Genomic DNA, 11,548 nt, shown 5'->3' on the forward strand with positions numbered 1-11,548 from the left:
TCAGGAGGAGGAATCAACCGGCGACTGTGGACGAGATGAAGCGTCTAAATATAAGCCTAGTGCTACACGGTCCGACGGTTGTGCATCTCCACCCTACACGTATCCCTGATAATTCGGGTGCTGCCGCGCGCAGAATCCGCAGCGGGTTGGCATTTACCGTGTTCTCCAATGGGGAGTCCACGCTCATGGCTAAACAAGACCGAGTGCGGGCGATTGCGCTCTCACTCGGCTCTTAACAGGCGTTGTTTCCGAAGCATTCGCCATGGACTGGCTCAAGACTGACTGCACTTTGTGAACTGGCCGTAAATATCGGCACGGAAGGCGAGTATTCACTCTGCTTCCTGCGCTCGCTTCAGGCCTCATGTCACCTGCGCTTGTTACAATCTCAAGCCTTCCTAGGTGGCGAAAGCCCCGTAGGACGGCCTCGCGTCCTGATGAATTGCGATGGTCAGGGCCGGCAGTTTGCCGCAAGTCCTCTGTCCAGGCCGCTTTTGGCGGCGTTCGCGACTATAGCAGCAATGATTAAGTGCTTCAATTCCATAAAAAATTGTTATCATCGCCGCCATGACGACTACCGCCCCCCAGACCCCCAGCGTACAGCTGCTCGAGGTCTCGCCGGAATATGCCGGCCAACGCATTGACAATTTCCTCCTGGCCAGGCTCAAAGGCGTGCCCAAGACCTTGATTTACCGCATTTTGCGTAAAGGCGAAGTGCGCGTGAACAAGGGGCGGATCAAGCCCGAGTACAAGTTGCAGGCGGGCGATATCGTTCGTGTGCCGCCGGTACGCGTGCCTGAGCGTGATGAGCCTGTGCCGTTGGCCCAGGGCCTGTTGCAGCGTCTTGAGGCGTCGATTGTCTTCGAAGACAACAAGCTGATCGTGATCAACAAGCCCTGCGGTATCGCCGTTCATGGCGGCAGTGGCCTGAGTTTTGGCGTGATCGAAGCCTTTCGCCAGTTGCGCCCGGATGCCAAGGAGCTGGAACTGGTTCATCGTCTGGACCGCGACACCTCCGGCCTGCTGATGATCGCCAAGAAGCGCAGCATGTTGCGCCATCTGCACACGGCCTTGCGGGGCGATGGTGTGGACAAGCGCTATATGGCGCTGGTGCGCGGCCACTGGGCCAGCTCGATCAAGAGCGTCCGTGCGCCGTTGCAGAAGAGCAATCTGCGTTCCGGCGAGCGCATGGTCGAAGTGGATGAGGAGGGCAAAGAGGCCCTGACCCTGTTCAAGGTGCTGCGTCGCTTTGGCGACTTCGCTACCCTGGTGGAGGCCAAGCCGGTCACCGGTCGTACTCACCAGATTCGCGTACATACCTTGCACGCGGGCCATTGCATCGCCGGTGATACCAAGTACGGCGACGAGGATTTCTCCAAGGAAATCCGTGATCTGGGCGGTAAACGCCTGTTCCTGCATGCCTATATGCTCACTGTGCCGTTGCCCGATGGCGGCGAATTGAAGCTACAGGCGCCGGTCGATGAGATGTGGGCCAAGACCGTGGAGCGCTTGAGTGTCGCGCCTTGATTACAAGCTACTGATTTTCGATTGGGACGGTACCCTGGCCAACTCCATTGGTCGGATCGTTGAATCGATGCATGTGGCGTCGACACGCTCGGGTTTCGAGCTGTGCAGCGACCTGGCGGTCAAGGGCATCATCGGCCTGGGTTTGCCTGAAGCGATCCGCACCCTGTACCCGCAGATCGGCGACGATGAGCTGGTGGCGTTCCGCGACCATTACGCCGATCACTACATTGCGCTGGAGGCCGAGCCCTCGCCGCTGTTTGATGGTGTGGTGCAATCCCTGGAGGCATTTCGCGCCGAGGGTTATCACCTTGCTGTCGCGACCGGCAAGGCGCGTCGCGGCCTGGATCGGGTGCTCAAGGCGCACGGTTGGGAAGATTATTTCGACATCACCCGCGCCGCCGATGAAGCCGCCAGCAAGCCCCATCCTCTGATGTTGGAGCAGATCCTGGCACATTGTGGTGTGTCGCCGCGCCAGGCGTTGATGGTGGGCGATGCGTCTTTCGATCTGATGATGGCGCGCAACGCTGGCATGGACAGCGTGGCGGTGAGCTACGGCGCCCAGTCTGGCGAAGCTTTGCAGCAATACGAGCCCAGGCTGACGATCGATCATTTTTCCGAGTTGCAGGCCTGGCTTGGCCGGGCTCAATAAGTCTTTGCTGGGGTTGATGGCATGAGTGACGAATGGAAAGCGCCTGAGAAGGCCGAGAGCGGTGATGACAAGAGCTGGAAGCTGCTGGAGAAAACCCTCCTGGCCGGCGTCCAGGAGCAACGTCGTGCACGGCGCTGGGGGATTTTCTTCAAGTTGCTGACCTTTACCTACCTGATAGCCATGCTGATGCTGTTCAGTCCGCTGATGGATATTGAGAAAAGCGCGACCCGTGGCGCCAGCTACACCGCCCTGATCGAAGTGCGTGGTGTGATCGCCGACAAGGAGTCCGCCAGCGCCGACAATATCGTCACCAGTCTGCGCGCCGCGTTCGAAGACCCCAAGGTCAAGGGTGTGATCCTGCGTATCAACAGCCCGGGCGGCAGTCCGGTGCAGTCGGGCTACGTGTACGACGAGATTCGCTGTTTGCGCGGCCTGCACCCGGATATCAAGCTGTATGCGGTGATTTCCGACCTTGGAGCCTCGGGCGCCTATTACATTGCCAGTGCTGCGGATCAGATCTATGCCGACAAGGCCAGCCTTGTCGGTTCCATTGGTGTAACGGCGGCCGGTTACGGATTTGTCGGTACCATGGAAAAGCTGGGTGTGGAGCGGCGTACCTACACCTCGGGTGAGCACAAGTCGTTCCTCGATCCGTTCCAGCCGCAAAAGGCCGATGAAACCGAGTTCTGGCAGGGCGTGTTGGACACCACTCATCGCCAGTTCATTGCCAGCGTGAAGCAGGGGCGCGGGGATCGTCTGAAGGATAAGGACCACCCGGAGCTGTTCTCCGGGCTGGTGTGGTCGGGCGAGCAGGCTTTGCCGCTGGGATTGATCGATGGCCTGGGTAGCGCCAGTTCAGTGGCGCGGGACGTGATTGGTGAGAAGGAACTGGTGGATTTCACCGTTGAGGAATCGCCGTTCGACCGCTTTTCCAAGAAACTCGGCGCCAGCGTGGCGGAGAAGTTGGCCCTGTACATGGGCTTTCAGGGCCCGACCCTGCGCTGAGATCTCAAGCTCGGTGTAGATAAGTGGGGCGTTTCTAAGGGATTTGTACGCCTTGCGCCAGCAGCATATCCACCAGTCGAATAAGGGGTAGGCCGACGAGGCTGGTCGCATCCGGTCCTTCAGTGCTCTGGAACAGGCTCACCCCCAGCCCTTCGGCCTTGAAGCTGCCTGCGCAGTCATACGGCTGCTCGATACGCAGGTAGCGCTCGATGCGTTCAGCATCCAGTTCGCGCATGTGTACGGTGAAGGGGATGCAGTCGACCTGGCAGTGCCCTGTGTCGCTGTTCAATAGTGCCAGCCCGGTGAGGAAGCTCACACGCTTGCCGCTGGCGGCCAGCAGTTGTTCGCGCGCGTTCTCGAAGGTGTGAGGCTTGCCAATGATGCGGCCTTCCAGCGCTGCGACCTGATCCGAGCCGATAATCAAATGGCCTGGATGGCTGGCAGCGAGGGCGCGGGCTTTCTGTTCGGCCAGGCGCTTGACCAGCTCGATGGCTGACTCGTCCGGGCGATGGCTTTCGTCGATATCCGGCGAGCTGCAGACGAATGGCAGGTGCAGGCGGCTGAGCAGTTCCCGGCGATAAACCGAGCTGGATGCGAGTAATAAAGGCAGCATGGGCGTCTCCTCAAGGCAGTCGCGAATTCTAGCGGGGCGACCGGCCGACGCACAGGGCTGAATTTCCTTTGACATGGCTGGGGGCATCCCTATAATGCTGCGCCTATGTTGAATGACCCGATTCCACCTCACGTTGACCCGCGCAAATTGGCTGATCGTGGCACTTCCCTTCAAGGTGAGTTGCTGCTGGCCGATTTGGAGAGACTCTGCGACCCGCTTTCCGACACTGTCGGTACGGTGCAGGCCAAATTCGTTTTTGAACGAGATGAACGTAAATCTGTGGTTATTCACAGCTTTATCGACACCGAAGTCAAAATGGTTTGCCAGCGTTGTCTTGAGCTGGTCACCCTGCCGATCCACAGCGAGTGCAGTTATGCTGTGGTGAAGGAGGGTGCGAATACCCAGTCGTTGCCGAAAGGTTATGACGTGCTGGAACTGGGCGAAGATCCTTTGGATCTGCATGCACTGATCGAGGAGGAGCTTCTGCTCGCCTTGCCCATTGTGCCTGCTCATCATCCGGAAGAATGCCAGCAGCCGGCGGGCCTCGATGACGAGCCCGAACCGAGCGAGGACGAGGTAACGCGGTCCAACCCGTTCAGTGTATTGGCGCAGTTAAAGCGTGACCCAAACGTTTAGGAGTTAATCAATTATGGCTGTTCAGCAGAACAAAAAATCCCGCTCCGCCCGTGACATGCGCCGTTCGCACGACGCTCTCGAGGCTAGCACCCTGTCCGTGGAAAAGACCACTGGTGAAGTTCACCTGCGTCACCACGTATCGCCAGAAGGCGTATACCGTGGCCGTAAAGTGATCGACAAGGGCGCTGACGAGTAATCACTTGTCTGCTCAAGTCATCGCGATTGACGCAATGGGCGGGGACTTCGGTCCCCGCAGCATTGTTCAGGCCTGTATTGCCAGCCTGATTGCCACCCCCTCGCTGCATCTGACCCTTGTCGGTCAACCCTCTCTTCTTGACGAACTCATTGCCAGCCATTCGGCGGTGGATCGCGCGCGCCTGACGATTACGCCGGCCAGCGAAACCATCGGCATGGATGAAAAGCCGGCGGCTGCCCTGCGTGGCAAGCCCGACTCGTCAATGCGGGTGGCCCTTGAGTTGTTGCGCGATGGCAAGGTGCAAGCCTGTGTCAGTGCTGGCAATACCGGGGCGTTGATGGCGTTGTCGCGGCATGTGCTCAAGACCCTGCCGGGGATTGATCGGCCGGCGATGGTGGCGGCGATTCCGACGCAGAAAGGCTATTGCCAGTTGTTGGACCTGGGCGCGAATGTCGATTGCAGTGCCGAGAACCTGTTCCAGTTCGCCGTGATGGGCTCGGTGGCCGCCGAAGCGCTGGGTGTGGCCCGGCCGCGGGTGGCCTTGTTGAATATCGGCACTGAAGACATCAAGGGCAACCAGCAGGTCAAGCTCGCCGCGACCCTGTTGCAGGGTGCGCGTGGCTTGAACTACATCGGCTTTGTCGAAGGTGACGGCCTGTACCGTGGCGAAGCCGATGTGGTGGTGTGCGATGGGTTTGTCGGCAACATCCTGCTCAAGTCCAGTGAAGGCCTGGCGACCATGATTGCCATGCGTATCGAGGCCTTGTTCAAGCGGAGCCTGGCCTCGCGCCTTGTGGGGGCTCTGGCGCTGCCACTGATGCGGCGCTTGCAGGCCGACCTGGCGCCAGCGCGGCATAACGGTGCGAGTTTTCTCGGTCTGCAGGGCATTGTGGTCAAGAGCCATGGTTCGGCGGGTGTCGAGGGATTTCAAAGTGCGATTGCACGGGCAGTGATCGAGATCCAGGAGAACCTGCCGCAACGCTTGCACGGCCGTCTTGAGGATCTGTTGCCTTAGGCGAATCGGCCCAGGAATGCTTAAATGTGACCGGCCAGTTCAATTGACCATCCAATCTGTCAGTTTCGTGTGCTCCCATCGTAGGGGCGACTATTTCCGACGACCAGATCATTAGGGGCTTGTTACATGTCTACATCCCTCGCATTCGTCTTTCCAGGGCAGGGTTCGCAGTCCCTCGGCATGTTGGCCGAGCTGGGCGCGCAACATCCGCTGATCCTGGAAACTTTCAAGGAAGCTTCCGAGGCCCTGGGTTACGACCTGTGGGCACTGACCCAGCAGGGGCCGGAAGAGCAACTCAATCAAACCGATAAAACCCAGCCGGCCATCCTGACCGCTTCGATCGCCCTGTGGCGTTTGTGGCTGGCGGAAGGTGGCGCGCGCCCGGCGTTCGTGGCCGGTCACAGCCTGGGTGAATACAGCGCCCTGGTTGCGGCGGGCAGCCTGACCCTCGGTGAAGCGGTCAAACTGGTCGAGCGTCGTGGCCAACTGATGCAAGAAGCCGTTCCGGCCGGGCAGGGTGGCATGGCCGCGATTCTGGGCCTGGACGATGCCGTCGTGATCAAGGCTTGCGCCGAAGCGGCCCAGGGCGAAGTGGTCAGCGCGGTGAACTTCAACTCTCCAGGCCAGGTGGTGATCGCCGGTGCCAAGGCCGCTGTCGAGCGCGCCATCGAAGGCTGCAAGGCTCTTGGTGCCAAGCGTGCCTTGCCGTTGCCGGTGAGCGTGCCGTCCCACTGTGAGCTGATGCGTCCGGCAGCTGAGCGTTTTGCCGAGTCCATCGCTGCCATCAACTGGCAGGCGCCGCAGATCCCCCTGGTGCAGAACGTCAGCGCGGCTGTGGCCGCCGACCTCGAGACCCTCAAGCGCGACCTGCTGGAGCAGCTCTACAAACCGGTGCGCTGGGTTGAGTCGGTCCAGACCCTGGCTGCCAATGGCGCCACCGAGCTGGTCGAGTGCGGCCCAGGCAAAGTCCTGGCCGGCCTGAACAAGCGCTGCGCCGATGGCGTGTCGACTGACAACCTCAATACCCCTGATGCCTTTGCTGCCGCGCTTGCGGTGCAGGCTTGAGAACTTAGGAGAAGCCTGCATGAGTCTGCAAGGTAAAGTAGCACTGGTTACCGGCGCGAGCCGCGGCATTGGCCAGGCGATCGCCCTGGAGCTGGGCCGTCAGGGTGCCGTTGTGATCGGCACCGCCACTTCCGCCTCGGGTGCCGAGCGTATCGCCGCGACCTTGAAGGAAAACGGCGTTCAAGGCACCGGCCTTGAGCTGAATGTCACCAGCGATGAGTCCGTGGCGGCCGTGCTGGCCCAGATCACCGCGCAGTTCGGCGCACCGGCGATCCTGGTCAACAATGCTGGCATTACCCGTGACAACCTGATGATGCGCATGAAAGACGACGAGTGGTACGACGTGGTCGACACCAACTTGAACAGTCTGTTTCGCCTGTCCAAAGGGGTTTTGCGCGGCATGACCAAGGCGCGTTGGGGCCGAATTATCAATATTGGCTCCGTAGTGGGTGCCATGGGCAACGCAGGCCAAGTAAACTACGCAGCCGCCAAGGCCGGTCTGGAAGGTTTCAGTCGTGCACTGGCGCGTGAAGTCGGCTCGCGGTCGATTACGGTCAACTCGGTAGCCCCAGGGTTCATCGATACCGATATGACCCGCGAATTGCCGGAAGCACAGCGTGAAGCCTTGCTGACGCAGATTCCGCTGGGCCGTCTGGGCCAGGCTCAAGAGATCGCGAATGTGGTCACTTTCCTGGCATCCGACGGTGCGGCATACGTGACTGGGGCTACAATCCCGGTTAACGGCGGGATGTACATGAGTTAAATTGTGACGGGTCGCTTCAAAAAAATGTCATACGAGCTGTCTAAAATCCGTTATAAAGCTGCAACTTAATTTATAGGCAGGTGGCGGACCGGGTACAGGTGAAGCTTTCAGTTGAAAAGCTGAAATGGCTTTCTATACACTTACCCACTGGCCAGCTGCCTGAATTTGTCCATTAGGAGTTAAACAAGGTATGAGCACCATCGAAGAGCGCGTCAAGAAAATCGTTGCCGAGCAACTGGGCGTTAAAGAAGAAGAAGTGACCAACACTGCTTCCTTCGTAGAAGACCTGGGTGCCGATTCCCTTGACACCGTTGAGCTGGTGATGGCTCTGGAAGAGGAATTCGAGACCGAAATCCCGGACGAAGAAGCTGAAAAAATCACTACTGTTCAAGCTGCTATCGACTACGTTACCGCCCACCAGGCGTAATAGTTTGTAGTCGTCGCTTGCTGTTAGGGAAAAACCGCACTGCTGTAACGGCGTGCGGTTTTTTCTTTAAGCTCTGATGAAAAGTCAGTTCAGATGCAAAGTGTCGTCATCAAGAAAAGGAGAGTGCTGTGTCGCGTAGACGCGTCGTAGTCACCGGTATGGGTATGTTGTCGCCACTGGGTACGGATGTGCCGAGCAGTTGGCAGGGCATTCTGGCTGGCCGCAGTGGTATTGGTCTGATCGAACACACGGACCTTTCTGCCTATTCCACCCGTTTTGGCGGCTCGGTAAAGGGCTTCAACGTCGAGGAATACCTCTCGGTCAAAGAGTCCCGCAAACTTGATCTGTTCATTCAGTACGGCCTGGCTGCCGGTTTTCAGGCGGTGCGTAACGCCGGCCTGGAAGTCACCGATGCCAACCGTGAACGCATCGGCGTGGCCATGGGGTCGGGTATTGGCGGGTTGACCAATATCGAAGAAACCAGCCGCACGCTGCACGATTCTGGCCCTCGTCGAATTTCACCGTTCTTCGTACCAGGCTCGATCATCAATATGATTTCCGGTTTCCTGTCCATTCATCTGGGGGCACAGGGACCTAACTACGCCATTGCCACGGCGTGCACCACGGGCACCCACTGCATCGGCATGGCAGCACGCAACATCGCCTACGACGAAGCTGACGTGATGATCGCCGGCGGCGCCGAGATGGCGGCCTGCGGCCTGGGCATGGGCGGCTTCGGCGCGTCCCGTGCACTGTCGACGCGCAACGACGAGCCGACCCGCGCCAGCCGTCCCTGGGACAAGGGCCGTGACGGTTTCGTGTTGTCCGACGGCGCCGGGGCCCTGGTGCTCGAAGAGTTGGAGCACGCCAAGGCGCGCGGTGCCACGATCTATGCCGAACTGATCGGTTTTGGCATGAGCGGCGACGCCTATCACATGACCTCGCCACCGTCCGACGGCGCCGGCGCTGCGCGGTGCATCACCAATGCGCTGCGCGATGCCAAGGTCAATCCGGACCAGGTGCAATATATCAACGCCCACGGCACCTCGACCCTGACCGGCGATCTGGCGGAAGCCGAAGCCATCAGGTCGGTGTTTGGCGACCACGCCTACAAGCTGGCGGTCAGCTCCACCAAGTCCATGACCGGCCACTTGTTGGGTGCGGCGGGCGCGGTAGAGGCGATCTTCAGCGTACTGGCCATCCAGGATCAGGTCGCTCCACCGACCATCAACCTGGATGAACCGGACGAGGGCTGCGACCTGAACTTCGTGCCCCACGAAGCGCAACCAATGCCGATCGATGTGGTGATTTCCAACTCGTTCGGGTTTGGTGGTACCAACGGTTCCCTGGTGTTCCGCCGGTTCGCCGAGTGATGCACAGCTGGGTCGACGGTCAACCAGCGGACAGTGTGCCCCTGAAAGATCGCGGCCTGGCGTATGGCGATGGGTTGTTCGAGACCATCGCCGTCAAGGCTGGGCAACCGGTGTTGCTTGAGCGTCATCTGCAGCGTTTGGAGGAGGGGTGCAGGCGCCTCGCCTTGGTTGCGGATCACTCGCTGGTTCGCCGCGAAGTGCTGGCCTATGCCGCCGCTCTCGGTGACGGTGTCCTCAAGTTGATCCTTACCCGTGGCGACAGTCTGCGCGGCTACGGGATCAACCCTGGCGCACCGGTGCGCCGTATCTTGCAGGGCAGTGCGCCTGCTGCTTATCCCCAGGCCCATGGAACCGACGGCATCCGTCTGTTTCCGTGTGCTACCCGCTTGGCCGAGCAACCATTGCTGGCCGGTCTCAAGCACCTCAACCGCCTGGAGCAGGTCATCGCCCGCGCCGAATGGCAAGATGCCGAGCATGCCGAAGGTTTGATGCTGGATATGTCCGGTCGTGTCATCGAAGGTGTATTCAGCAACCTGTTCCTAGTACGTAATGGCTTGTTACTAACTGCCGATCTGCGTCGTTGCGGCGTGGCGGGGGTCATGCGTGCCGAGGTTCTGGCCCAGGCGCAAGTCATGGGCATCCCGGTGGCTGTGGCCGACATCAGCCTCGAGCAGTTGCGGGAGGCTGACGAAGTCTTTATGTGCAACAGCGTGTATGGCATTTGGCCGGTGCGTGGATGCGCTGCGATGAGCTGGTCGGTTGGGCCGCTCACCCGTAAACTGCAGGGCATTGTTCGCGCGCTATTGGATGTTTGAGTTGATACGAAAACTGGTTGTACTGCTGCTGGTCGGTGTGTTCTCGGCGGCTTTGCTGTTGGGCGTTTGTGCCTGGAAGTTAGACGCTGCGTTGAAGCAGCCCTTGAATGTGGCCGAGGAGCAGTTGCTCGATGTACCGGCGGGGGCAACCCCTACCGGCACGTTCAATCGCTTGGAAGCCGACGGTGTGCTTGACGGTGCCTTTTGGCTGCGCCTTTACTGGCGCTTCAATCTCGACGGTCAGCCGTTGCACAGCGGCGAATACCGCATGACCCCCGGCATGACCGCCCAAGGCCTGATCGGCCTGTGGCAACGCGGCGAAGTGGTGCAATACAGCCTCACGTTGGTGGAGGGATGGAATTTTCGCCAGGTACGCCAGGCCTTGGCCAAGCACGAAAAAATCGTACAGAACCTCGCGGGCCTGAGTGACAGCGAAGTCATGGACAAGCTTGGCCACCCCGGCGTATTCCCCGAGGGGCGGTTTTTCCCGGATACCTACCGTTTCGTGCGTGGCATGACCGATGTCGAGTTCCTGAAAAAAGCCTACAACCGTCTGGACGACGTGCTCGCCCAAGAGTGGAGCAAGCGCGCTGCCGATGCGCCGTATACCGATCCCTATCAAGCGCTGATCATGGCTTCCCTGGTGGAGAAAGAGACCGGTGTGCCAGAGGAGCGTGGACAGATCGCCGGGGTGTTCGTGCGCCGGATGAAGATCGGCATGCTGCTGCAGACCGATCCGACAGTGATCTATGGTCTGGGAGAGCGCTACAACGGCAAGTTGACCCGCGCGCACCTCAAGGAGGCCAACCCGTACAACACCTACATGGTTGCCGGGTTGCCGCCGACGCCCATTGCCATGGTCGGCCGCGAGGCGATCCATGCAGCGCTCAACCCCGTGCCGGGCAGCAGCCTGTATTTCGTCGCCCGTGGCGATGGCAGCCATATTTTCTCCGATGACCTGGATGCACATAATGCTGCCGTGCGTGAGTTCCAGCTCAAGCGCCGCGCCGATTACCGCTCAAGCCCCGCGCCAGTGGTGAAACCGTCGCAGGACGTAACGCCACCGGCCGATGTGCCTGCTGAAAAGCCGGCCGAGCCTGTGCCGGATACCGCCGCGCCGCAAAGCCCGCAATGACTCTGACTAAGGACTGCCTGTGACTGGCTTGTTTATTACCCTGGAAGGCCCCGAAGGCGCCGGCAAAAGCACCAACCGCGATTACCTGGCAGAACGCTTGCGCGCCGAGGGTATCGAGGTGGTGTTGACCCGCGAGCCCGGCGGTACGCCGCTGGCCGAGCGCATCCGCGAGGTATTGCTGGCTCCGGGTGAAGAGCAGATGAATCCGGATACCGAGCTTTTGCTGGTGTTTGCGGCCCGTGCCCAGCACCTGGCCGAAGTGATTCGTCCAGCCCTGGCTCGGGGGGCGGTGGTGATTTGCGACCGTTTTACCGATTCCACCTACGCCTATC

14 protein-coding genes are annotated in these 11,548 nt (G+C 60.0%); 13 read left to right on the forward strand and 1 reads right to left on the reverse strand.

Annotated elements, in window-relative coordinates; genetic code table 11:
• The first annotated feature begins 564 nt into the window (after nt 1-564).
• From rluC to BLR63_RS30905, 3 genes are read left to right on the forward strand one after another with little or no spacing between them, the layout of a single operon-like run.
• Nucleotides 565-1,524 (forward strand): 23S rRNA pseudouridine(955/2504/2580) synthase RluC, encoded by a 960-nt coding sequence (rluC, locus tag BLR63_RS30895; RefSeq protein ID WP_010566567.1) that lies wholly within the window; start codon nt 565-567, stop codon nt 1,522-1,524.
• Nucleotides 1,511-2,173 (forward strand): HAD-IA family hydrolase, encoded by a 663-nt coding sequence (locus BLR63_RS30900; RefSeq protein ID WP_010566566.1) that lies wholly within the window; start codon nt 1,511-1,513, stop codon nt 2,171-2,173. Before rluC ends, BLR63_RS30900 begins: the two co-directional genes overlap by 14 nt.
• A 21-nt stretch (nt 2,174-2,194) precedes the next feature.
• On the forward strand, nt 2,195-3,178 hold the full coding sequence (locus tag BLR63_RS30905) for a S49 family peptidase (protein WP_010566565.1): 984 nt from the start codon (nt 2,195-2,197) through the stop codon (nt 3,176-3,178).
• A gap of 34 nt (nt 3,179-3,212) precedes the next feature.
• Here the strand turns inward: BLR63_RS30905 and BLR63_RS30910 are convergent, their stop codons facing one another.
• Nucleotides 3,213-3,791 carry a Maf family protein gene (locus BLR63_RS30910; RefSeq protein ID WP_010566564.1) on the reverse strand — a complete coding sequence of 193 codons (579 nt, stop codon included), beginning with the start codon at nt 3,789-3,791 and terminating at the stop codon, nt 3,213-3,215.
• Between the two features lie 105 nt (nt 3,792-3,896).
• Between BLR63_RS30910 and BLR63_RS30915 the strand changes: the two genes are divergently transcribed.
• From BLR63_RS30915 to tmk, 10 genes are all read left to right on the forward strand, one after another.
• A complete protein-coding gene (locus BLR63_RS30915; protein ID WP_010566563.1) occupies nt 3,897-4,427 on the forward strand; it encodes a YceD family protein in 531 nt (176 codons plus the stop codon).
• Between the two features lie 13 nt (nt 4,428-4,440).
• Nucleotides 4,441-4,623 carry a 50S ribosomal protein L32 gene (rpmF, locus tag BLR63_RS30920; protein WP_003179396.1) on the forward strand — a complete coding sequence of 61 codons (183 nt, stop codon included), beginning with the start codon at nt 4,441-4,443 and terminating at the stop codon, nt 4,621-4,623.
• A 4-nt stretch (nt 4,624-4,627) separates the two neighbouring features.
• The gene (plsX, locus tag BLR63_RS30925) at nt 4,628-5,638 is read left to right on the forward strand and encodes a phosphate acyltransferase PlsX (RefSeq protein ID WP_081480383.1); all 1,011 of its coding nucleotides are present in this window, start codon (nt 4,628-4,630) and stop codon (nt 5,636-5,638) included.
• A gap of 126 nt (nt 5,639-5,764) precedes the next feature.
• Complete coding sequence (gene fabD, locus BLR63_RS30930; protein ID WP_042947291.1) at nt 5,765-6,703, forward strand: ACP S-malonyltransferase; 939 nt, start codon at nt 5,765-5,767, stop codon at nt 6,701-6,703.
• Nucleotides 6,704-6,722: 19 nt separating this feature from the next.
• Nucleotides 6,723-7,466: a 3-oxoacyl-ACP reductase FabG gene (gene fabG, locus BLR63_RS30935; RefSeq protein WP_010566560.1), complete on the forward strand. Its 744-nt coding sequence runs from the start codon at nt 6,723-6,725 to the stop codon at nt 7,464-7,466.
• 190 nt (nt 7,467-7,656) lie between these two features.
• Complete coding sequence (acpP, locus tag BLR63_RS30940; RefSeq protein ID WP_010566559.1) at nt 7,657-7,893, forward strand: acyl carrier protein; 237 nt, start codon at nt 7,657-7,659, stop codon at nt 7,891-7,893.
• A gap of 128 nt (nt 7,894-8,021) precedes the next feature.
• Nucleotides 8,022-9,266 carry a beta-ketoacyl-ACP synthase II gene (gene fabF / locus BLR63_RS30945; protein ID WP_010566558.1) on the forward strand — a complete coding sequence of 415 codons (1,245 nt, stop codon included), beginning with the start codon at nt 8,022-8,024 and terminating at the stop codon, nt 9,264-9,266.
• Complete coding sequence (gene pabC / locus BLR63_RS30950) at nt 9,266-10,081, forward strand: aminodeoxychorismate lyase (protein ID WP_010566557.1); 816 nt, start codon at nt 9,266-9,268, stop codon at nt 10,079-10,081. The genes fabF and pabC overlap by 1 nt, the downstream gene beginning before the upstream one ends.
• A 1-nt stretch (nt 10,082) precedes the next feature.
• Nucleotides 10,083-11,216, forward strand: a complete 1,134-nt coding sequence (mltG, locus tag BLR63_RS30955; protein ID WP_042947288.1) for an endolytic transglycosylase MltG — start codon at nt 10,083-10,085, stop codon at nt 11,214-11,216.
• A gap of 19 nt (nt 11,217-11,235) precedes the next feature.
• A partial coding sequence (gene tmk, locus BLR63_RS30960; RefSeq protein ID WP_083365991.1) for a dTMP kinase occupies nt 11,236-11,548 on the forward strand: 313 nt, incomplete at its 3' end.

This window comes from Pseudomonas extremaustralis (genome assembly GCF_900102035.1).
Classification (GTDB): domain Bacteria; phylum Pseudomonadota; class Gammaproteobacteria; order Pseudomonadales; family Pseudomonadaceae; genus Aquipseudomonas; species Aquipseudomonas extremaustralis.

Excerpts from the sequence above, each read along its gene's own strand:
- fabD (WP_042947291.1), top strand. The coding sequence starts at position 5,765 with ATGTCTACATCCCTCGCATTCGTCTTTCCAGGGCAGGGTTCGCAGTCC.
- BLR63_RS30910 (WP_010566564.1), bottom strand. The coding sequence starts at position 3,791 with ATGCTGCCTTTATTACTCGCATCCAGCTCGGTTTATCGCCGGGAACTG.
- acpP (WP_010566559.1), top strand. The coding sequence starts at position 7,657 with ATGAGCACCATCGAAGAGCGCGTCAAGAAAATCGTTGCCGAGCAACTG.
- rluC (WP_010566567.1), top strand. The coding sequence starts at position 565 with ATGACGACTACCGCCCCCCAGACCCCCAGCGTACAGCTGCTCGAGGTC.
- pabC (WP_010566557.1), top strand. The coding sequence starts at position 9,266 with ATGCACAGCTGGGTCGACGGTCAACCAGCGGACAGTGTGCCCCTGAAA.
- fabG (WP_010566560.1), top strand. The coding sequence starts at position 6,723 with ATGAGTCTGCAAGGTAAAGTAGCACTGGTTACCGGCGCGAGCCGCGGC.
- BLR63_RS30915 (WP_010566563.1), top strand. The coding sequence starts at position 3,897 with ATGTTGAATGACCCGATTCCACCTCACGTTGACCCGCGCAAATTGGCT.
- BLR63_RS30905 (WP_010566565.1), top strand. The coding sequence starts at position 2,195 with ATGAGTGACGAATGGAAAGCGCCTGAGAAGGCCGAGAGCGGTGATGAC.
- rpmF (WP_003179396.1), top strand. The coding sequence starts at position 4,441 with ATGGCTGTTCAGCAGAACAAAAAATCCCGCTCCGCCCGTGACATGCGC.